Source organism: Bacillus cereus group sp. MYBK15-3, assembly GCF_051916765.1.
GTDB lineage: Bacteria > Bacillota > Bacilli > Bacillales > Bacillaceae_G > Bacillus_A > Bacillus_A cereus.
The window spans coordinates 710,517-730,418 of the sequence record NZ_JBQAHG010000001.1; the positions used below are offsets into that span (position 1 = coordinate 710,517).

Genomic DNA, 19,902 nt, shown 5'->3' on the forward strand with positions numbered 1-19,902 from the left:
GTTGTCTGTCCCTTCTATAAAAATAAAAAAGAACAAGATTTTCTCTTGTTCTTTTTAAGAAAGCCATTTCGGCGGTACATTCGTATTCCAATAAATATTTCCTAACTCATGATGTCCTGAGTATCCATCATCAAAACGATGATAATGGAAATTAAAATAATAACCATCTTGCGGTGGATGATCTCTTCTTACATGGAAACGCAATAAATCATTTCCTGATTTCGTATCGTAGACATGAAAAATCTTTTCATTATTCCCACCAGCTGGTTTTTGAGAAATCGCTAATGATTGTAGTGAATCTTCTGGTACATCACTAGCAAGCTCAGCAATTGCCTCTTCAATCTTTGGTAATATTACATCTTTAAATTCATCTTCAATTACTGGACCAATTTTAGTACCAAACTTTTGCATCGACTGCTTCTCTGCTTCTTGCATCGCATAAGTAATAAAAGTATCGGTGGTTAACCTGTCATTCGTTTCTTCATATGTATAGGACGTACTCTCCAAACTTTGTTGCCCAGCTGTGCTCGTAGGCTTGTCCGCAGCTTTGGCATTATCAAGCAATATGGAAGGAGGCGTCACTAAACCAAATGTAAATACGGTAATTAATGCGACTAAGGTTTTTCTAAACCAATTTGGCATTTATGTTCCCTCCCCTTTCACTCATTATTTTTTATATAACGGTGGTTTCTTCTATTATACAAAATGATTGTAATTTTTGCACTTTACAATTTTGTTAACGTTCACATATTTTTCACTTGAATATGAAATTGTAAGATTTCATACAATATTAATACCACGATATTGAGGAGGCACTTGAATGACTTTAGATGTCATGTATTCCGCCGCAAGCATACTCGTTTTAGTATATTTTATTTATCAATGTGTTACAGACTAGAAAAAGAGCCGTCAATGGCTCTTTTTTAATGGTAGAAATACAATCCATACAATTAATAAAATAAAAACAACGCTGCCTACCACAGCTGGCAATAAATAAAACTGTGAAAGTATAACTATTCCATATAAAAGTATTGCTGGTAGTAGTAAATAACGATCTGCCTTCCATCTTAACAATAGTAATTTCCCTTCATCACAATATAAACGAAGAAACATCTTATTCGTAAATTCATTCCAATAATCACGTGCATAGCGAGAAATTGCAACTACAGCAAATACGAGAACAATAGCTGCAATCCACCTTGGAGTCATAATTATACTTGCAGTACTGATACATACAATTTGAATATAAAATATTCGTGCAGTACTTGTACGGAAAAATTCTTTCAAAAAAGATTCGACAATACGAGAATCAGCTTTTTTCCCTAAAAGTCTTTTAGAGCGCGGAAACATCCACGGTTTTTTATTCGAACTACTCGGTTTAGCCGCATGACCACCAACTTGCATAATTCCGCTCGTCCAGCGCATGCTTTCCTCCTTTTCTTTCTCGATTTCTTTAAAAAAGAACTTTTTATAATTCATTTTCTCTTTTACTAATACACTACTTAAGAAAATTACTAGACCGATAAATAAAATTGAATACAACGGATTTTTATAAATAAAAAATAAACTAATTCCAAAAAAGGACACGCTCATAGAAAATACTACATTTTTTACAATCCATAAAACCCATCGTTTCCCCACATGTACATGAACAAATCTCGTTAACAACGACAACATAAATCGAAATATAGTAAAGAATACCCAAAATAATAGGACTTGTATCTCTGTTACTTCGATACTTTTCATCAACACCGGTAACATAATAACGACTACTATTATATTCGTTATCGCTATTCGAACAAATGTGTACATCATGCCATACTGGACTAATTTTCGCATATGTGTTGCATACGAAATTAAAAATAAACTATCCGCTTGCTCAAAAAATGAACGAACTCCTCTTGGATATGTTACTAGATAAAATGCGAGTAATCCTAATCCGAAATAAATCGTCTCTTCCGTTGATAATTCATTTATCCATAGCGATCGATAATAGATTCCCATAAATATAAGTGCTGGAATAATAATATATAATGCGACTGTCCAATCTGTTACCGAACGTATAGACTTCCATTTCCGCTGGAGTTCATGGCGTAATCTCTTATAAAATTGTTGTTTAATCATGTTGTTCACGCCTTACAATTACATCAAAGCAGTCTAATAATGAACTACCCGGCATTTCCGCTAATATTTGAATAGATTCTAAATGTCCATCTGCGACTAATGTACCTTGTGAAATGAGTAAAAATCTTTCACAAATTTTTTCAGCAGTATCTAATACGTGCGTACAAAGTAAAATTCCTGCCCCGCGCTCTTTTTCTTTATATAAATAATTTAAAAACTCTTTCGTAGCTACCGGATCTAAACCGATAAAAGGTTCGTCAATGATATAAAAATCTGGCTCAGTTAAAAACGCCAATATTAGCATCGATTTTTGTTTCATGCCTTTTGAAAATTTTGATAAATACTCATGTTTATGCTTATTCATTCGAAAAGTATGTAATAATTGTTCCGCTCGTTCTTCCCAACTTCCCATTTCACTTCCACGAGCTGCCATTAATAATTCAATATGTTCCCAGAGCGTCAAGTAATCATAGTATGTTGGATGTTCTGGTACGTATGCATACGGATTTTTCTTTTCACCGAATGATATTTCACCGTCCATATTTACAAGTAATCCGAGTATCGTTTTAATCGTCGTACTCTTCCCAGCACCATTTGCTCCAATAAGAGCAACTAGTTCACCTTTTTCGATAGAAAAAGCTATATCATGAATTATTTTTTCGCCCATTTCATATCCAGCTGAGCGGATATTTACTTTTAACATGCATTCCCCTTCTTTCCATTTCTAATACAATCAAGGAAAAGAATAACATATAACTATCTATATATCATTATAAAATATTTATTTTCATAGCAGGAAAAAACATTTTTTAACAGAATATTAAATGTTTGATTACATTTTATTGGAGTGGATAATATGTCTTTTCAAATTCGTGAAGCAACGATAGATGATATAGACGCACTTTGTTCTTTAACGAAAGAATTAAAAGGTTCCTCTATTTCCTATGAAGATATGAACAACCGATTACAATTCGTACAAATGAGTCCGTTTGATTTTTTATATGTTTACGAGGAAGAAGAAGCTATATTTGGATTACTTGGATTTCGTATACGTGAAAATTTAGAAGATGTAACACGTTATGGAGAGATTTCAATTATTAGCGTTGATTCTAACATACGACGGAAAGGCATTGGACAAGTGTTGATGGATTATGCCGAGCAATTAGCAAAGAAACATAATTGCATTGGCACATGGCTAGTTAGTGGAACAAAAAGAGTAGAAGCTCATCCTTTTTACAAAAAATTAGGATATGAAGTAAATGGCTACAGATTTGTAAAACATTTTTAAACTACTTATAAATTGAAGGGACTATAACTATGACAAACATTAAAGCAATTTTCATTGATCGTGACGGTACAATTGGTGGTGACACTACAATACATTATCCAGGATCTTTTTCATTATTTCCATTCACAAAAACATCCTTGCAAAAACTAAAAGCTAAAAATATAAAAATTTTCTCTTTCACAAATCAACCTGGTATCGCAGATGGAATTGCAACTGTAGCCGATTTTGTACAAGAATTAGAAGGCTTCGGTTTTGATGATATTTATGTATGTCCTCATAAACACGGTGATGGTTGTGAATGCCGTAAACCAAGTACAGGCATGCTGCTTAAAGCAGCAAAAAAACATGGACTTAATTTAACACAATGTGCTGTAGTTGGTGATCGCTGGACTGATATTGTTGCAGGAGCAAAAGTAAATGCGACTACGATTCTAGTCCGAACAGGCGCTGGATATGATGCTTTGCATACGTACCGAGACAAATGGGCACATATTGAACCAAACTACATTGCAGATAACTTTGAAGATGCAACGAACTGGGTTTTAAATCAACTATAATACAAATGAAGTTTTTGATTCACTCGAAATAATTTAAAACATAGTTTAAATAGCCTTTTTGGCAAATAATTGTCTTCCACAAAACGGATCACCTCAAAAGGTAGCAAGTTCCCTTTTGATACGCAAACATTGCAATTCAAATTATATTTTTTATTAGTAACAGCAATTAACGTAAAGAAGGAATAGCTTAGTGGCTATCCCTTCTTTATTGACTTCTATTATTTACATTTGTTATCTGTTTTTATTGAGTATTCTCATCGTTTTTATACTCCAAAACATCCCCTGGCTGACACTCCAAAGCTTTACATATCGCTTCTAATGTTGAAAAACGAACCGCTTTTGCTTTCCCATTTTTCAAAATAGAAAGATTCGCCATCGTAATTCCAACCTTCTCCGAAAGCTCCGTTACACTCATTTTTCGTTTTGCTAACATGACGTCAATATTAATAATGATTGTCATATCCGCCACCTCAGACCGTCAAATCATTTTCTGATTTTATGTTAATTGCCTCTTGTAGAAGTCGTTGGAGGATAGCAGCAAAAACGGCGATAACGAGCGAAGCAAAAACGATAATGAGTCCCACTAGCCCAATAGGAGGGTCCATTTTTTTCGCTATAAAATGAAAAAGTGGCAAACTTAATACATACAAACCACTGATTGTAATTGCACAGCGCTTTATATTCTTTAACGCCTTTACTGATAATTCCGAGAACGCTGTGTTCTCATCAATGTACTGTAAAAGATTGAAAGCCTGATAAAGAGCAACGTAAAAAGGCACAGCTGCTCCATACATCACAATGAAAACAAGATATTTCATCGGAGCAATATTAGGATACAAATTTGCTGCGAAATTCGCCATTTCCGGCACTAAAAATATGCATAAAGCAAGTACTGAAATTCCAGCAAGAAAAATAATTACTTTTAAGAACGTTGTTGAACTTCGTTTAAGATTCATTTATAATACCTCACTTATTTAATGGCAACATAATTTTATCACAACATTTATTGTTTAACAATAAATAAATATCGTTTTATTTTTGTCATGTTTTTTAATTTAGGCAAAAATAAAAAAGAATTTCTCATTACAAAGAAATTCTTTTTCTTGAAAATGTCTCTTTCAACTTAATTTTTTAAAACGTTAATTCGTAATGGAAATAACGATTATCTCTCAAATAACCATTTTCAGCGTATAATCGTTGTGCTGATAAATTATCAATCTCCGTTTGCAGCTTTACACCTTTTGCTCCATTTTCTAATGCGTATTCTTTAGCAGCTTCTAATAATTTTTTACCTGTTCCGGCTCCACGCTTCGCCGCTTGTACAAATAAATCATTTAAAATCCATAATTCTTTCATTGAAATAGAAGAAAATGATGGATATAGTTGCGTGAACCCAATATATTCGCCGTCTTCAACTGCTACGAAAATAACAGACTCTTTTTTCTCAATTCTATTTCGTAAAAATACTTTTGCCCCTTCTAAATCAGAATCTTGCCTATAAAACATGCGATAGTTATTAAAAACTGATGCTAGTCCATCTAAATCTGCAATTGTTGCCTCATATATTCTCATTTTACTCCATTCCCCTTCCAATACTGTCTCATTATATCCGTTGCCCATTTAGGCTGGTGTATTTCTTCTGTCGGCATAAACTCTTTCATTATTGGTTTTATATCCAATATAGGAGTGCCATCAATAGCATCTAATCCCTCAACAATAATTGATTTACCTTCTCTTTTGATCACCTTTACAATTGTTACACCTATGCGATTTGGGCGATTTTTCCCGCGCTGTGCAAAAATACCTACTTCAGGATAATCCTTATTATTTCTAGGATGTCTAGCAAAATACTGAATTTGCTCGTCAGTTACTTTATGAAAATAAAAAACAACTTCAATATGAGAAAAATCTTCAACCCCTTGTATACTCTCTTCTGCATACATTTCAGTTAAAGTTATACGAGATCTTACTTCTCCCCACTCATCATCTTTTATTTCCTTTCTTTCATTATGTACAAATGCGATTGGTTGAACTGAAAACATACGCATTCCCCCTTAAATGTAACCACTTACATTATAAAATATTTTCTGAATGTTTTCCAGATATACGAATAAAGTTTACATAATATAATTATACTCTATCTAGAGCTACCTTGACTGCTTCAATTGCATGTATATGAGTTGTATCAAATATCGGGACAGATACGTTTTCTTGCTTTATTAATAACCCTATTTCTGTACAACCTAATATGATTCCCTGTGCTCCTTTTTGCACTAACTCTTCGATGACTCTTTTATAATATTCTCTAGATTGAGATACTATTTTTCCTAAACATAATTCTGTATATATTACTTTATTTATTTCTTTTCTATTTTTTTCTGATGGTACTATTACTTTTATATCATGCTCTTCAATACGTGACTTATAGAAATCTTGCTCCATTGTATATTTAGTTCCAAGCAGACCAACCTTTTGAATGTCTTTTCTTTTAATTTCTTTTGCAGTTGCATCAGCAATATGTAAGACTGGAATATCAATTTTGGCCTTTATTTTTCCAACTACCTTATGCATTGTATTTGTACAAATGATTATAAAGTCTGCTCCTCCCTTTTGTAATGAATATGCCGCATTCCCTAGAATTTCTCCAGCACCATCCCAATCTCCGCTAGACTGACATCGTTCAATCTCTTCAAAATCCACACTATTAATCAAACATTTTGCTGAATGTAGCCCTCCTAATCTCTCTTTTATTTCTTCATTAATAATTCGATAATATTCAGAAGTTGATTCCCAACTCATACCACCTATAAGACCTATCGTTTTCATATAAACACCTACCTAAACTTTTTTATAAAACTAATAACAACGTTTTATTATGTATATTATACACAATAAAACAAGACTTTAAGTTTGGAATATAAAGTCTTGTTTTAACGTAATAATATAGAATAATTGTACTTTCATTTCCAAGGAAATTTTTATAGAATATTCCGAAATTAATAATCTGATATTTTTATAAATTCTTTATACTTATAATTAAAACACTCTCGATACAACTCTTTGATTTCATCATATGATGGAACACGTGGGTTATTAGCTGGGCTACCACTTTCAATTGCATCTGATGCCATTTTAGAGATAGCATTTTCAAATTCAATTTCATCGATACCGTATTCTTTTAAATTTGGAATACGAAGATCATAGCAAAGCTTTTTTATTTCCCCAATCGTGTAGTCTGCTACTTCCTCATCAGAATTCGAATACAAATCCTTATTTAAGTTACGTCCAATTTTTGCTAACCTTTTCACTGCACTTGTTTTTGTAAACTCTAACACTGTAGGTAATAGTATGGCATTTGATATTCCATGCGGTACATGAAATAATGCTCCCACTGGCCTTGACATTCCATGAACTAATGTAACTGATGCATTCGAAAATGCAATTCCAGCTTGTAAGGAAGCAATCATCATCGCTTCTCTTGCCTCCATATTATGTCCATCTTCATATGCTATACGTAAATATTTCATAATACTTTCAATAGCTGAAAGAGCAAGTACATCTGTAAGTGGTTGTGAAAATTTAGAAATATAAGCTTCAATCGCATGACATAACGCATCTATTCCTGTTGCTGCCGTAATTTGTGGTGGTAACGAACTTGTCAAAACTGGATCTATAATTGCTACTTTCGGTATAAAACTAGGATGCTTCATCATCATTTTTACATCTGTTTTTTTATTCGTAATTACTGCTACACTTGTAACTTCCGAACCAGTACCAGAAGTTGTTGGAATTGCAATAAGTGGTAGTGGATTGTTTTCTATTTCAATATCCTTTTGGACATAATCCTCAACTTCTCCACCATTTGTATATAAAACCGATACCGCTTTCGCAGCATCAATACAACTTCCACCACCAATACCGATAATAAAATCGCACTTTTCCTCTTTACAAAGAGATAACGCTTCTAATACGTGTATATTTGTAGGCTCAGCATCCACTTTATTATATGTGCTAACAATAATACCTTTCTTATTTAGTTGTTGCATACACTTTTCAACATATCCTAATTTCTCCATAATTGTATCAGTAACTATAAAAGCTCTTTTCCCTAACTTTTTTGATTGTTCTCCCAGTTTTTCAAGCGAATTCCTTCCATATAATACCGACTTTGGCATACGAAACTCAGAAACCTCTTGCAAGTCCCCCACCCCTTCTTATCCTAATTAATATTTTATAATATAAATTATCGATTTGATGAATCTTTACGATTCAAATTTTTTAATAGAGTCCTGTTAAAGTATAGAATGCGATAACTAAAAATACAGCAACCGTTTTCAAAATAGTAATAGCAAATATATCTTTATATGACTGTTTATGTGTTAATCCCGTTACTGTAAGAATAGTAATAATAGCCCCGTTATGTGGTAGTGTATCCATTCCTCCTGATGCCATTGATACGATACGGTGCATAACTTCTAATGGAATATCAAATTGATTGGCCGCTGCAATAAATTTATCTCCCATTGCGCTTAATACTATTCCCATTCCTCCTGATGCCGAGCCTGTAATTCCAGCTAAAATATTCGTCGTTACTGCACCATTCACTAACGGATTTGTGAAAGTAGCAGAGATGCCATCTCTCATAATTGCGAAGCCTGGAAGTGCTGCAATGACACCACCGAATCCAAACTCAGCTCCTGTATTCATCGTTGCAAGTAGCGCTCCACCAATACTTGTATTCAATCCAGCTTGGAAACCTGTTACTACTCGCTTCCAATATAATAATAACGTTGTTAAGATCCCTATAATAAGTGCCAATTCTACAGACCAAATTCCTACTACTGCACTTAATTCTACTTTTCCAAATGCTTTCATACCAATTGCAGAAAAATCAAAACCGCTTGGATACCACTTCGGTATCATAATAGTAAACACTTTATTCATTACACCTACTAAAATAAGTGGTATAAATGCAATAAGTTGTTGCGCTCTTGTGATTTCAATGTTATTAATTAATGGCATATTTTTTTGTTCTACTTGCAAAGATGCTGCCATTTCAGTATTTCCATCATTAAAACCAAAATATCCTTCACCTGCTGCTTTTGCCTTCTTACGTCTACTCTCTAAATATAGTAAACCTAATGTAAGAACAAAAATTGCTCCTACAATCCCAAGTATCGGTGCAGCATAAATATCCGTTTTAAAAAATGTTGTAGGTATTACATTTTGAATTTGTGGTGATCCAGGTAGCGCATCCATTGTAAACGTTACTGCTCCAAGAACAATCGTTCCAGGGATTAAACGCTTTGGAATATTAGCTTGTCGAAACAACTTAGCTGCGAACGGATAAACAGCAAACACTACTACATACACACTAACACCACTATACGTTAAAATAGCCCCCATTAATACAATCGCTAATATAGTACGTTTTTCACCAACTAACTCAATAATTGTTTTTGCGATAGAATCTGCAATTCCTGACATTTCCACTACTTTTCCAAATATTGCTCCTAATAAAAACACAGGAAAATATAATTTTATAAATCCAACCATTTTCTCCATAAAGATATTAGAAAAGAAAGGTAATACATAACTAGGTTCTGTCAAAAATACTGCAAATAATGCAAATATCGGCGCGAATAAAATAACAGAAAAACCTCTGTATGCTACGAACATAAGTAAACTTAGTGCTAATAATATAATAACTAACTCCAATTTTACCCCTCCATTAAACAGAATATTCTAAATTTTATTGATAAATTTCTACTAACCTTTCAATTCTGACATCCCTCCTCTTATTCATACAAATTTTTATGCTAAAAATGTCTAATTATAATTATTCGATTACATATGAAAAATCCCTTTAAACAGAAACGAATTCATCGTCATACGTTATAAAGGGATTGCTAGAATCTATATTTACTGCTGTATTAAATTTTTCTCTACACAAAAATGATACAGTTCTTCAACATCTTTCACTATGTAGGTCGCACTAACTTCAGTCAGTTCTTTTTCACAGCCATAGCCATATAAAACACCAATTGAAGCAATTCCATTCTGATTTGCACCTATTATATCGTGCTTTCTATCACCAATCATTATCATTTCTTCTTTATTTAGTTCTTCATGTGTTTGTAAAATATGAGCAATTATTTCTTCTTTTTTTATTCTCGTACCATCTAAATTACTTCCAATGATGTCTTCGAAATAATTCGTTAATCGAAAATGCTCTATAACTTGTTTCGCAAATACAGTGGGCTTTGAAGTTGCTACGAATATGCGATTCCCTGAACTTTTTAATTGTTGCAAGAGCTTCAGAATCCCCTCGTATACATTATTTTCAAACAATCCACGCTGCTTTAAATACTCACGGAAGTAAAAAACAGCACGTTCAACCTCTCCTTCACTCATATTATATCTCTCTATGAATGATTGCTGAATAGGAGGACCTATAAATGAATCTAACTCACTTATATGTACTTCTTCAATTCCTACTTTTTTTAATGCATATAAAACCGAGTTTACAATCCCTTCTTTCGGATCCGTTAAAGTTCCATCTAAATCAAATAGAAATGTTTTATACATGCTTCATTCCTCCACTTAATTTGCTGTATAAATAAGTGCTAACATCTCTTCCACTTCTCCCTATTATACTATTATTATCTATTTTTTCGAAAAATCAATTTCCATATGTCACATACTTTCAGTTACAAAATACGATAGATATGATACAGTAAAAAAGTTACAATTATTTTAATAGAAACTGGTGAAACAAATGTCAATTACGTTAATTTTTATAATGGCTTTCACAATTGTGATCCACGCAGTTGAAACAAGCTCTTATAGTATTCGATTAGCTGGAGTACGTTTAAAGAAGATTGCGGTTGCCTTGTCTGTTGTAGGAATGGTCTTACTTATTTCAAGAACATCAAACTTACTACAAGCCTTTTTAATCGGTGGTATTGTCGATGAAGCAAAACTAGATTCTTCTATTAATTTAGAGCATATTATACGACTCGTACTATTATCGGCTTCTATCGGTACATTAATCGCGATCATTCTTTATCCAACTTTGACAAAATTATTTGGATATGTCATTCAAAACTTTGAAACAGACGGTTCTTTCATTCGAATGATGAAAACGAATAACATTCAAAAATTAAAGTACACAAAAAAATATGTCCGTTTTCCAAAGTTAGAAATGATTCATAGACTGCGTATCGGTGGTATTCCAAAGCGTATTATGCTTATTAACATGTTTGCTACTGCTATTTATACAGCAGGGGTACTTTCAGCCCTTTACGCTTCTTTTTTAAATCCAGATTATGCAACAAATGCAAGTACAGCTTCTGGCCTTGTAAATGGTTTCGCCACTATTTTATTAACTGTATTACTCGATCCACGCATTGCTCTTTTAACAGAACGTGCTCTACAATCAGAAAGCGGTGCTGAATCTATGAGTAAAATGTATGGTTGGCTAATGATTTCTAGACTTCTCGGCACATTATTAGCACAACTGCTATTTGTACCAGGTGCTTACTGGATTTTATGGATTATTGAACTGATGCATTAATTTACTAGAAAGGTGAATTTATCAATGAAGATCAAAACAGAGAAAGATATAATTCGCTTAATAGAAAACGACGAATGGATGATGAATGTATTACAAATGGCAAAATCACTAGAGCTACCTGATTGGTGGATTTGTGCCGGATTTGTTCGTTCTAAAATTTGGGATACTTTACATGACTATGAAGCTAAAACGGCTATGCCTGATGTTGATGTGATTTATTATGATAGTCTACATCAAGATGAGATATACGAACAATCATTAGAAACGAAATTAATGAATATTGATGCTACTATCCCTTGGTCTGTAAAAAATCAAGCTCGTATGCATGTAGTGAATAATATGCCACCATATTCTTCTTCTGTTAATGCTATTTCTAAATTCCCTGAAACAGCAACGGCTTTAGGAGTTACACTTGATGAACTAAACAACGTTATCTTAACAGCCCCATGTGGTATTGAAGATGTCCTTTCCTTACAAGTGAAACCAACAGCTCATTTTCTTGAATCGAAAGAACGATTACATTTGTACAAAAACAGAGTTATAAAAAAGAATTGGCAAAGTAAGTGGCCTAACATCACAATCACATATCCAGAAATTTAGAAAGGGTGCCTCTCATTTATAGAAGCACCCTTTTCTTCATTTCAAAAAATGTATGACTGTTTCTGCAAATCTATCTGCTTCCTCATAATGAGGTGAATGACCGCTCTCTTCAAATACGATATACTTGCCGTTTCGGGCATCTTTATTAAATGTTTTAATTTGTTCTTCACACGTTACTACATCATCTTTTCCTACTATTAATAACATTAGATTTTGTACATCTTTTATTTTTGATAATAATGATGTATGACATGCTCCCTCTAATTTTAATCTATCAAAGTGAATTTTGGAGCGATTTGAAAATATTTCCCACTCTTCATCACTGTATAAACTCTCATCTGTCCTATCTTCCTTATTATTGTAAATCTCCATTCTTTTTTCTTCTAATTCAGCGCTTAGTCTTATATAAGCTTCTAACAACTCTTCTGAACTAGCCTCGCTAGATGAATAAGCAAAGCACTCTTCTGCTACTTCTTCTTTTCCATACTTTTTTAATAAATGCCCTGTCTTTTGTAACAAAGCCCTACTTGTTAATGCAAAATCAAAAGTTGGTCCTTCAAATATTATTTTCTCTATTGAACTTGGATATATCGACGCATAAAGCAATGCTACATATCCACCGAAAGAGTGTCCAATTATAGACCACTTCTCAATTTGTAATACTTTTTTTAATTCCTCACAGTCTTCAATCAAATCATTTAATCCAAAAGCTTCGTCTTCAGTAATTTCTTCTGAGCGACAAACACCTCTTTGATCTATCATAATTACATATAGAGAATCTTTTAAACGTTCCGCTTGATGAAATGAAAAATCATAACAACTTTCTCCTGGTCCACCATGCAAGTATAAGACTGGCTTATTTTTAGGATTTCCATGTGTTTCAACGTATAGCTTTTTCCCTCTAATATTCATATATTTCCCTGCTTCTATCAAATTTTTCTTTATGATCATCACCCCTTTTTTTTACTGAATATTATAACATTTAATATTAAATAATCCCTATCACATTTAAGAAGACGATAATTATTGCAAGTGGTGCTACAAATCGAAGTAAAAATACCCAACAAGTAAATACTTTCTTTCCATAATTTCCACCTACAAAAAACTCTGCTTCTAGTACCTTCTTCTCCATTTTGAATGAAACGAAAATACTAATAAATAGTGCTCCAAGTGGCATTAATATATTACTAGATAAAAAGTCTACTGCATCAAAAATATTCTTTCCAAAAATCGTAATATCACTCCATACTCCAAATGATAACGCAGATGGTATACCTACTAAGAAAATGCAGAAGCCGATCATCCATGATAATTTCGTTCTTCTTTCTTGTTCACCATTTGCTAATGCTGAAACAACAGTTTCTAGTAGAGAAAATGCTGATGTTAATGTCGCAAATGTAAATAGTGCAAGAAATACTGTTAAGAAAAATCCACCGAATGGGATTTGACTAAATACAGATGGTAATACGATAAACAGTAATCCAGGTCCTTCTGTTGGCTCCATTCCTAATGAAAATACGGCTGGAAAAATAGCAAGACCTGCAAATAATGAAACAAATAAATTTAATCCAACAATTGTTATTGCTGATTTTGGTAAACTTTCTTTTTTATTTAAATAGGAACTATACGTAACCATAATTGAAATCCCGATACTAATTGCAAAGAATGATTGCCCCATTGCGAACAAAATACTTTCCGAAGTAATCTTTGAGAAATCTGGTTGTAAGAAAAACTTCACACCTTTCATTGCATCATCAAGTGTTAACGAACGAATAATAAGAGCGACAAATAAAACGAACAATGCTGGCAACATATATTTACTTGCTTTTTCAATTCCGTTTTGTACACCCTTTGATACAACCCATATCGTAATGAACATAAAAGCGAAATGTCCCATAATAGCCCAAGCAGGATTCCCAATTGTTTCAGTAAATAATGTACCGTAATTTTGTCCTGGAATAATCAGTTGTCCAGTTATTCCTCTGAATAAATAAATTAGTACCCATCCACCTACAACACTATAAAACGAAAGTAGTATAAAACAAGTTCCAACACCAAGGCGTCCAATCCAATGCCATCCTGTATTTGGTGCGATGCTTTTAAATGCTCCAACTGCTTGTTTCTGCGTACTGCGTCCAATCATAAATTCAGCTATAAGTAGCGGTAGTCCAATTAAAACAGTAAATAATATAAATATTAAAAAGAACGCTCCTCCCCCACTCTTCCCAGCGATATAAGGGAACTTCCATATCGCACCAAGTCCAATTGCTGATCCGGCTGCCGCCATTATAAAACCTAATTTCGAAGTCCATTGCTCCGTCTGTTTCATCTCATTTTCCTCCTAATTAAATCTTTTTTATATGAATAAATAAATTTTATAAACCTATTCAAATAAACCCTCCATTTCTTCTTCCATATAATAAAAAAATGGCCTAGCATCTCTATATAAAGAGACGCTAAGCCATTTACTTAACGCGGTACCACCCTTATTGATTCCATTATGAATCCACCTTAGTAGTAATCGTTTGATTACAAACCTAATATCGAAGGTTAACCGTTAAGATTTACTAAGAATGTAATTCCGTTCCACCTTACTGCTCCTAGGCGAGTTCAGGATGTCATTTGACTATGTCACACCAACCCATAGCTCTCTGTACAAATACATGACCTTACTACTCCTATTCAACACATTTTAATATTTAGAATATATTTTCTTTTGAAATTAATATGAAGTATATCTGTTATATTTGTAACTGTCAAGGGTATATTGATTTTTTTGTCGAAATGGTTCATATTTCAACTGACTTTTACTAAGCTTATTAGAAAAAGAAAGAGTCTATATTTTCACCTTTTTAAACGAACTATAAAAAAAGAATCTTCGCGATAATCGCGAAGATTTTTTTTACGGTATGAGACGAGTACAATCTCTCGGAAAAGCACTCGCCTCTCGTACATTTGTTAATTCTAAAAGTTTATATACAACCCTTTCTAACCCAATTCCGAAACCTCCATGTGGTGGACAACCATATCGAAATGTATTTAAATAAGATTGAAATTTATCTGGGTGTAATCCTTTTTCTTTAAACGAAGCGAGTAACATTTCATAATTATGAATTCGCTGTGCCCCTGACGTTATTTCTAATCCTTTATATAATAAGTCGAATGAATCAGTAATAGCTGGATTCTCTTTATTCAGCATCGTATACATCGGTCTCGCTTTTTTCGGATAATGCGTAATAAAAACAAATTCACTATTATATATTTCCTTCACATATTTCCCTAGTAACTTTTCACCTTCTGTATCTAAATCCCCTACAGGAGATTCTTTACGATACTTACTTTTCAAAATTTCTTGTGCTTCTAACAATGTAATTTTAGGTATTTCAGTAATAACAGGTACTTCTATTTGTAATAGTTGTAGTTCTATTTCACATTTTTTCGCTACTTGTTGAAACATATATCGTAAAACATCCGTTTCTAGTTGCATCACTTCATAAAAATCATGAATAAAACCAAGCTCTACGTCTAACGATATATATTCATTCAAATGACGGGAAGAATTATGATGTTCCGCTCTATATACAGGTGCAATTTCAAAAACTCGTTCTAACCCACCTGCCACCATCATTTGCTTATAGAACTGTGGTGATTGTGCTAAATAAGCTTCTTTTTGGAAGTATGGAAGCTTAAAAACATTTGCTCCTCCTTCTGCCCCTTGCGAAACAATTTTCGGCGTAAATATTCGCGTGAAATCGTTCTCTATAAGAAATTCACTAAAGCTTTGAACGAGTGTAGATTTCACTTTAAAAATTGCTGCGGTTCGCTCATGCCTTAATGATATTACTCGCTCATTAAGTAGTTGATCTAAGCCAACTTGTAACTTCTTTTTATTTATTTCAAATGGAAGTGGCTCTGCACCGTTTATTACTTTCACTTCATGAGCAAGTACTTCAACACCCAATTTTGTTTTCGATGTCTCGACTATTTCACCAATTACGTGGACGACACTTTCTACATCAACTTTATATCCAGCCAATTCATTTTCTAATACACATTGAATTACTCCTGTTCTGTCTCGTAATAATAAAAAACTAACATTTCCAAGATGTCGAATCTTTTTTACCCATCCTTGAAGTAATACAACTTTTCCACTTTGCTTTGTACATTCTTTTGTGAGTGAACGCTTCATTATTGAATCCATTATTTTTCCCTCCAGTAATTTTATATTTATTTACGTTATTGTTGTCATCGTCATCATCCACGGTCACTCACCCCCTTTCAAAGAATACAAAAATCCGCCCCTATAAATATAGGGACGGATTTTTTCCGCGGTACCACCCAAATTGTCATACTGACCATCTTAGCCCTGATAACGGTAGGTACCGTTTGCTTTTACTAATAATCACGTTCAAAGCAACACTCACAGGTGTCTTTCCATCATGCGGTATCGCAACCTTCCCAGCAACTGGTTGCTCTCTGTAGACCTTTGCACCATGTACTTTTCCTGATCATCACTTTTTATATTTACAGAGTATTCTAACTCCTTACCTTATAAAACGCAAGCTTTTTTTGAAACATTCTGGTTTTATAACTCCTAACTTCTTCTAAAGTGTGAAAAGTTAATTTTGTAATACATATTCTTATGTATTACATCCAAAATTACACCTTTAATATTTTCCAATTTTTACATAAAAACTAATTCATTTACGCATATTAATAAAAATTTTAAAGCGAGGTGTGTATATGCAAAAAGCAATTAGTTTCTTTCTCCTTTTGTTTTGCTTAATTGTAGTAAACGAAACGTATGCCTATTCACCAAAATCTTTACCAATCTCTCAAAACTCTGATCAATGGCAAGTGAATATTGATAAACCGAAAAAAACAAACAAGAATATGCTTCAAGCTAAAAAAGATGAATTTCAAACATATCATTTTTCAGTAAAGAATGTCGGGAATAGTGAAGTATATAATGTAAACGTCGAAGTATTCCGCAACGAACCAAATAAGAAAACGAAATATGAACTCTTTTCCCTAAAGGAAAGTCGTTTGGCAAGTGGAAAAACTGGATTTGAACACGCTAATTTACCCGTTGCTACAAAAGCAGATGAAGTTGATGTTATTATTACATGGCAAGAACACCCATTCCGATCGATGCGAAATGGTCAAAAAGTTGAATCTAGAAAATTTAAAGAGCATTTTGTTTTTAAAGAAGCTAAAAAGTAAATGGGATACGGATATATTCACACTATCATTGATATAGCTTTATTTACTAGTACCAGTTCTTAAGCAAATTAAAAAGTCGTGGCTTATAAATGCCACGACTTTTTATATTAATTCGTACTAATGCCTCTCGCTGCCCAAATGCGATCGATATCAGCAGCATGTTGTCCGCCATATAAAAGAGCATCCGCTTGCTTAATCGCTTTCGCTCCATCACTGAATTTAGAGTTTGGTGTTAATGACCAGTGCGATTGTAAAATAATTTTCGTTGCTACATCACGGCCAAAAGCTTGTGCCATTTCGTATTGACCTTGAGCCCAAATTTCACCATCATCATGCACTTCATTCGTTATATCTTTCGGATATACTTTATTCGTATCTAATCGGCGTAAGCATGTTGGATCTGAACTAGAATAAGCTGTCGCATCCCATTCTCCAACACATGCTTTACCATATCCAGTAGTCGATACTGCGTCTTCATATGTAGCACCTAAGAAGTCGCCAAATCCTTCTCCCATCGCTCCACCTTCTGCTGAACTACCAAAGCCAGGAACTTGGTTATCTTGAATCGAATGCCCATATTCATGTGCGATAATACCAGCATCTTCTGCATCATCAACACCGCCAGTACCAAATGTTAAAGCTTTCGTTGTCGGTGAATAGAATGAGTTATCAGCTGTTGTTCCATTCACATTCACTTTAATCGAACGATTATTAATATTTTTAAACCCTAGACTTTGAATGTAACGTTGCAATGTATCAATATGATAATATGACATTACATCTTCAAAGCTATCATTTGCACGTGTATAGTTGAATTGTAAGTTTGTAGATTTTGTTTTCGCTTTTGAAGAAATCGTTACATATTCTCCAATTAAAAATCCTGTTCCATCTAAACCTTTTAACGTAACAGTTTTTAATTGGTTCGTTAGAGCTGTTGAATCTGCATCGTTATTATCTTTTAAGCCTACTTTACTACCGCTAGATACGACTGGGTTAGGTAAAAATACTTTTCCTGACCCTTCAGCTTTTCGGTTTATATCAACCTTTTTAATTAACTTTCCATTTTCTGCATCAATAAATGTTTCCCATGCACCAAATGGATTATTAGAATGGACTACAACTTTATATACTGGACGAGCAATTCCTTCTTCAACAATATATCCGAACTCTTTATCTGTAGGAGCCCATAAATTTTGCTCACTTGCTTCTCCAACATACGCCATTGATTTTTGTATTGCATCTTTTTCACTAATTTTTGTCGTTACTTCCTTCACACCTGTAACAGGCTGATAATCAGAAACAGCGAGTACTCCCTTTCCCTCTCCGTTAAGCGTAACTGTTATTTGTTTTGAAAATACAGGTGCACCATTAACAACTTGTTGGAACCTAACATATGAAGCTACTGACGTTTCTGTTGTAGAAATATATTGCAAGTCTGAAAGGTCTGTTTTCAATCCATACTGCGCAGCATTTTCTTTTAAATATTCAGTTGCTTTTTTCTGTGGCGAATAAGCTTCTAACTTTACTTGCTGTTGTTTTTCCAATGCCGAAACCGTAGAAATCGTCCCCATTACTAACGGCACGGTCATTGCCATTGCCACCATTTTTTTATTAAACATAGAACCACTCCCCCTAATAAAGTAGCTCAACCTTATCCCATTACCACTAGGCAATCATTCCCCGCAAAACGGATGGATAAAAATTGAATCTACGAGTAATTCTCTATGAACACTTCTATTACCTTTCCATTTAGGGTAAGTGAAATTTTCTCAATATTTATGTGTAAAGTGAACACAATACTTTAGAAAGAAATTTCTAAATCCATTCCTTATCCCTAAAGCTTTTCATATTACTGTTTAAAAAATAGACTTTTTTTTACCTAACGGTAGGTTGAAAAAATCACTTGTAAATGATACGATTTAAATAACCTTTTTTTAGGAGGATCTATATGAGTAAAAGTGAAGAAACACTCTCTTCAATAATGGAAGCAAGTTATCGCCTTTTTGCTACGTACGGTATTGTTAAAACAACTTATACGATGATTGGTGAGGAGGTTGGTATCGCAAAACCATCTATATATTACTACTTTAAGTCTAAAGATGCTTTAATTGAATGTATTTTTACTGAATTATGTAAAGCTATGCAGTTCTCTTCTTATTTCCATACAGAAGAGTTTACAAAGTCAAATTTTATTGAAAAATGTATTGCAATTGGCCTTAAAATAATTGATGAACAGCGAAACGACCCTTATTTTAACCGAGTGTTACAAGAATATGTATTACTATCTTCAAGAAACAAGATGTACAAAGATCGATTACTAACTGTGCAAACAGAATACTTACATGGATTTGAAGTACTCCTTACAAAAGCAAATGAACTTCAATTAATTGAAAATAAAAATCTAGTTTCAAAAGCTCATATGTTAGCATTAGTGCTTGATAATATCGGAAATTTTATGATGATTGATGCAAAGATAGATTATAAACAAATTTGGATTGAAGCTGTAAATAACATTTTTGAAAGAAGGGGTTGAA

21 protein-coding genes and 2 other annotated features are annotated in these 19,902 nt (G+C 33.4%); of the genes, 6 read left to right on the plus strand and 15 right to left on the minus strand.

The genetic code is table 11. From position 1 onward, the window contains the following. Positions 1–54 precede the first annotated feature (54 nt). The 3 genes from ACTFR8_RS03590 to ACTFR8_RS03600 form a co-directional block, all read right to left on the minus strand. The gene (locus ACTFR8_RS03590) at positions 55–642 is read right to left on the minus strand and encodes a YpjP family protein (RefSeq protein WP_001134421.1); all 588 of its coding nucleotides are present in this window, start codon (positions 640–642) and stop codon (positions 55–57) included. A gap of 267 nt (positions 643–909) precedes the next feature. Further along, positions 910–2,124, minus strand: a complete 1,215-nt coding sequence (locus ACTFR8_RS03595) for an ABC transporter permease (protein ID WP_000595456.1) — start codon at positions 2,122–2,124, stop codon at positions 910–912. After that, positions 2,117–2,827, minus strand: a complete 711-nt coding sequence (locus tag ACTFR8_RS03600) for an ABC transporter ATP-binding protein (protein ID WP_000921914.1) — start codon at positions 2,825–2,827, stop codon at positions 2,117–2,119. The genes ACTFR8_RS03595 and ACTFR8_RS03600 overlap by 8 nt, the downstream gene beginning before the upstream one ends. Positions 2,828–2,980: 153 nt before the next feature. Between ACTFR8_RS03600 and ACTFR8_RS03605 the strand changes: the two genes are divergently transcribed. Both ACTFR8_RS03605 and ACTFR8_RS03610 read left to right on the plus strand, forming a co-directional pair. Next, positions 2,981–3,412, plus strand: coding sequence for a GNAT family N-acetyltransferase (locus tag ACTFR8_RS03605; protein ID WP_000009776.1), 432 nt, complete (start codon positions 2,981–2,983; stop codon positions 3,410–3,412). A 29-nt stretch (positions 3,413–3,441) separates the two neighbouring features. Continuing rightward, positions 3,442–3,969 (plus strand): HAD-IIIA family hydrolase, encoded by a 528-nt coding sequence (locus ACTFR8_RS03610; protein WP_000181772.1) that lies wholly within the window; start codon positions 3,442–3,444, stop codon positions 3,967–3,969. Positions 3,970–4,210: 241 nt separating this feature from the next. On the opposite strand, the gene ACTFR8_RS03615 is transcribed toward ACTFR8_RS03610, so the two are convergent. From ACTFR8_RS03615 to ACTFR8_RS03650, 8 genes are all read right to left on the minus strand, one after another. Continuing rightward, positions 4,211–4,429: a helix-turn-helix domain-containing protein gene (locus ACTFR8_RS03615; RefSeq protein ID WP_000152535.1), complete on the minus strand. Its 219-nt coding sequence runs from the start codon at positions 4,427–4,429 to the stop codon at positions 4,211–4,213. A gap of 10 nt (positions 4,430–4,439) precedes the next feature. Beyond that, complete coding sequence (locus ACTFR8_RS03620) at positions 4,440–4,925, minus strand: DUF2975 domain-containing protein (RefSeq protein WP_001050149.1); 486 nt, start codon at positions 4,923–4,925, stop codon at positions 4,440–4,442. 175 nt (positions 4,926–5,100) lie between these two features. Further along, positions 5,101–5,541 carry a GNAT family N-acetyltransferase gene (locus tag ACTFR8_RS03625; RefSeq protein WP_001223866.1) on the minus strand — a complete coding sequence of 147 codons (441 nt, stop codon included), beginning with the start codon at positions 5,539–5,541 and terminating at the stop codon, positions 5,101–5,103. Further along, entirely contained in the window at positions 5,538–6,011 is a 474-nt protein-coding gene (locus tag ACTFR8_RS03630; protein ID WP_000493255.1) for an SAM-dependent methyltransferase, read from the minus strand. Before ACTFR8_RS03630 ends, ACTFR8_RS03625 begins: the two co-directional genes overlap by 4 nt. Positions 6,012–6,099: 88 nt before the next feature. Next, positions 6,100–6,795: an aspartate/glutamate racemase family protein gene (locus ACTFR8_RS03635; protein WP_000848569.1), complete on the minus strand. Its 696-nt coding sequence runs from the start codon at positions 6,793–6,795 to the stop codon at positions 6,100–6,102. Between the two features lie 170 nt (positions 6,796–6,965). Continuing rightward, complete coding sequence (locus tag ACTFR8_RS03640; RefSeq protein ID WP_252209948.1) at positions 6,966–8,168, minus strand: iron-containing alcohol dehydrogenase; 1,203 nt, start codon at positions 8,166–8,168, stop codon at positions 6,966–6,968. Positions 8,169–8,247: 79 nt separating this feature from the next. Next, positions 8,248–9,687, minus strand: coding sequence for a GntP family permease (locus ACTFR8_RS03645; RefSeq protein ID WP_000424327.1), 1,440 nt, complete (start codon positions 9,685–9,687; stop codon positions 8,248–8,250). Positions 9,688–9,891: 204 nt separating this feature from the next. Next, on the minus strand, positions 9,892–10,557 hold the full coding sequence (locus ACTFR8_RS03650) for an HAD family hydrolase (protein WP_030025512.1): 666 nt from the start codon (positions 10,555–10,557) through the stop codon (positions 9,892–9,894). Positions 10,558–10,747: 190 nt separating this feature from the next. Here ACTFR8_RS03650 and ACTFR8_RS03655 point away from each other — a divergent pair, with 190 nt between their 5' ends. Next, positions 10,748–11,545, plus strand: coding sequence for a lipid II flippase Amj family protein (locus ACTFR8_RS03655; protein ID WP_000028915.1), 798 nt, complete (start codon positions 10,748–10,750; stop codon positions 11,543–11,545). 24 nt (positions 11,546–11,569) lie between these two features. Further along, a complete protein-coding gene (locus ACTFR8_RS03660; RefSeq protein ID WP_252209947.1) occupies positions 11,570–12,145 on the plus strand; it encodes a nucleotidyltransferase family protein in 576 nt (191 codons plus the stop codon). 36 nt (positions 12,146–12,181) lie between these two features. On the opposite strand, the gene ACTFR8_RS03665 is transcribed toward ACTFR8_RS03660, so the two are convergent. The 3 genes from ACTFR8_RS03665 to aspS form a co-directional block, all read right to left on the minus strand. Beyond that, positions 12,182–13,057, minus strand: a complete 876-nt coding sequence (locus tag ACTFR8_RS03665) for an alpha/beta fold hydrolase (RefSeq protein WP_119781923.1) — start codon at positions 13,055–13,057, stop codon at positions 12,182–12,184. 76 nt (positions 13,058–13,133) lie between these two features. Further along, entirely contained in the window at positions 13,134–14,474 is a 1,341-nt protein-coding gene (locus tag ACTFR8_RS03670) for a sodium-dependent transporter (RefSeq protein WP_000814530.1), read from the minus strand. A 117-nt stretch (positions 14,475–14,591) separates the two neighbouring features. Continuing rightward, positions 14,592–14,840, minus strand: a binding site (T-box leader). 207 nt (positions 14,841–15,047) lie between these two features. Further along, positions 15,048–16,346 carry an aspartate--tRNA(Asn) ligase gene (aspS, locus tag ACTFR8_RS03675; protein WP_100616948.1) on the minus strand — a complete coding sequence of 433 codons (1,299 nt, stop codon included), beginning with the start codon at positions 16,344–16,346 and terminating at the stop codon, positions 15,048–15,050. 107 nt (positions 16,347–16,453) lie between these two features. Next, positions 16,454–16,666, minus strand: a binding site (T-box leader). A gap of 222 nt (positions 16,667–16,888) precedes the next feature. On the opposite strand from aspS, the gene ACTFR8_RS03680 reads away from it, so the two are divergent. After that, on the plus strand, positions 16,889–17,368 hold the full coding sequence (locus ACTFR8_RS03680; RefSeq protein ID WP_001167912.1) for a hypothetical protein: 480 nt from the start codon (positions 16,889–16,891) through the stop codon (positions 17,366–17,368). 107 nt (positions 17,369–17,475) lie between these two features. Here the strand turns inward: ACTFR8_RS03680 and ACTFR8_RS03685 are convergent, their stop codons facing one another. Continuing rightward, positions 17,476–18,987, minus strand: coding sequence for a M36 family metallopeptidase (locus ACTFR8_RS03685; RefSeq protein WP_044584412.1), 1,512 nt, complete (start codon positions 18,985–18,987; stop codon positions 17,476–17,478). 329 nt (positions 18,988–19,316) lie between these two features. On the opposite strand from ACTFR8_RS03685, the gene ACTFR8_RS03690 reads away from it, so the two are divergent. Next, complete coding sequence (locus ACTFR8_RS03690; RefSeq protein WP_000045224.1) at positions 19,317–19,901, plus strand: TetR/AcrR family transcriptional regulator; 585 nt, start codon at positions 19,317–19,319, stop codon at positions 19,899–19,901. The last annotated feature ends 1 nt before the right edge of the window (position 19,902 follow it).

Coding starts and splice junctions, on each gene's coding strand:
- ACTFR8_RS03620 (WP_001050149.1), bottom strand. CDS start 4,925: ATGAATCTTAAACGAAGTTCAACAACGTTCTTAAAAGTAATTATTTTT.
- ACTFR8_RS03650 (WP_030025512.1), bottom strand. CDS start 10,557: ATGTATAAAACATTTCTATTTGATTTAGATGGAACTTTAACGGATCCG.
- ACTFR8_RS03680 (WP_001167912.1), top strand. CDS start 16,889: ATGCAAAAAGCAATTAGTTTCTTTCTCCTTTTGTTTTGCTTAATTGTA.
- aspS (WP_100616948.1), bottom strand. CDS start 16,346: ATGGATTCAATAATGAAGCGTTCACTCACAAAAGAATGTACAAAGCAA.
- ACTFR8_RS03615 (WP_000152535.1), bottom strand. CDS start 4,429: ATGACAATCATTATTAATATTGACGTCATGTTAGCAAAACGAAAAATG.
- ACTFR8_RS03595 (WP_000595456.1), bottom strand. CDS start 2,124: ATGATTAAACAACAATTTTATAAGAGATTACGCCATGAACTCCAGCGG.
- ACTFR8_RS03685 (WP_044584412.1), bottom strand. CDS start 18,987: ATGTTTAATAAAAAAATGGTGGCAATGGCAATGACCGTGCCGTTAGTA.
- ACTFR8_RS03670 (WP_000814530.1), bottom strand. CDS start 14,474: ATGAAACAGACGGAGCAATGGACTTCGAAATTAGGTTTTATAATGGCG.
- ACTFR8_RS03605 (WP_000009776.1), top strand. CDS start 2,981: ATGTCTTTTCAAATTCGTGAAGCAACGATAGATGATATAGACGCACTT.
- ACTFR8_RS03600 (WP_000921914.1), bottom strand. CDS start 2,827: ATGTTAAAAGTAAATATCCGCTCAGCTGGATATGAAATGGGCGAAAAA.
- ACTFR8_RS03610 (WP_000181772.1), top strand. CDS start 3,442: ATGACAAACATTAAAGCAATTTTCATTGATCGTGACGGTACAATTGGT.
- ACTFR8_RS03655 (WP_000028915.1), top strand. CDS start 10,748: ATGTCAATTACGTTAATTTTTATAATGGCTTTCACAATTGTGATCCAC.
- ACTFR8_RS03660 (WP_252209947.1), top strand. CDS start 11,570: ATGAAGATCAAAACAGAGAAAGATATAATTCGCTTAATAGAAAACGAC.
- ACTFR8_RS03590 (WP_001134421.1), bottom strand. CDS start 642: ATGCCAAATTGGTTTAGAAAAACCTTAGTCGCATTAATTACCGTATTT.
- ACTFR8_RS03635 (WP_000848569.1), bottom strand. CDS start 6,795: ATGAAAACGATAGGTCTTATAGGTGGTATGAGTTGGGAATCAACTTCT.
- ACTFR8_RS03690 (WP_000045224.1), top strand. CDS start 19,317: ATGAGTAAAAGTGAAGAAACACTCTCTTCAATAATGGAAGCAAGTTAT.
- ACTFR8_RS03665 (WP_119781923.1), bottom strand. CDS start 13,057: ATGAATATTAGAGGGAAAAAGCTATACGTTGAAACACATGGAAATCCT.
- ACTFR8_RS03630 (WP_000493255.1), bottom strand. CDS start 6,011: ATGTTTTCAGTTCAACCAATCGCATTTGTACATAATGAAAGAAAGGAA.
- ACTFR8_RS03625 (WP_001223866.1), bottom strand. CDS start 5,541: ATGAGAATATATGAGGCAACAATTGCAGATTTAGATGGACTAGCATCA.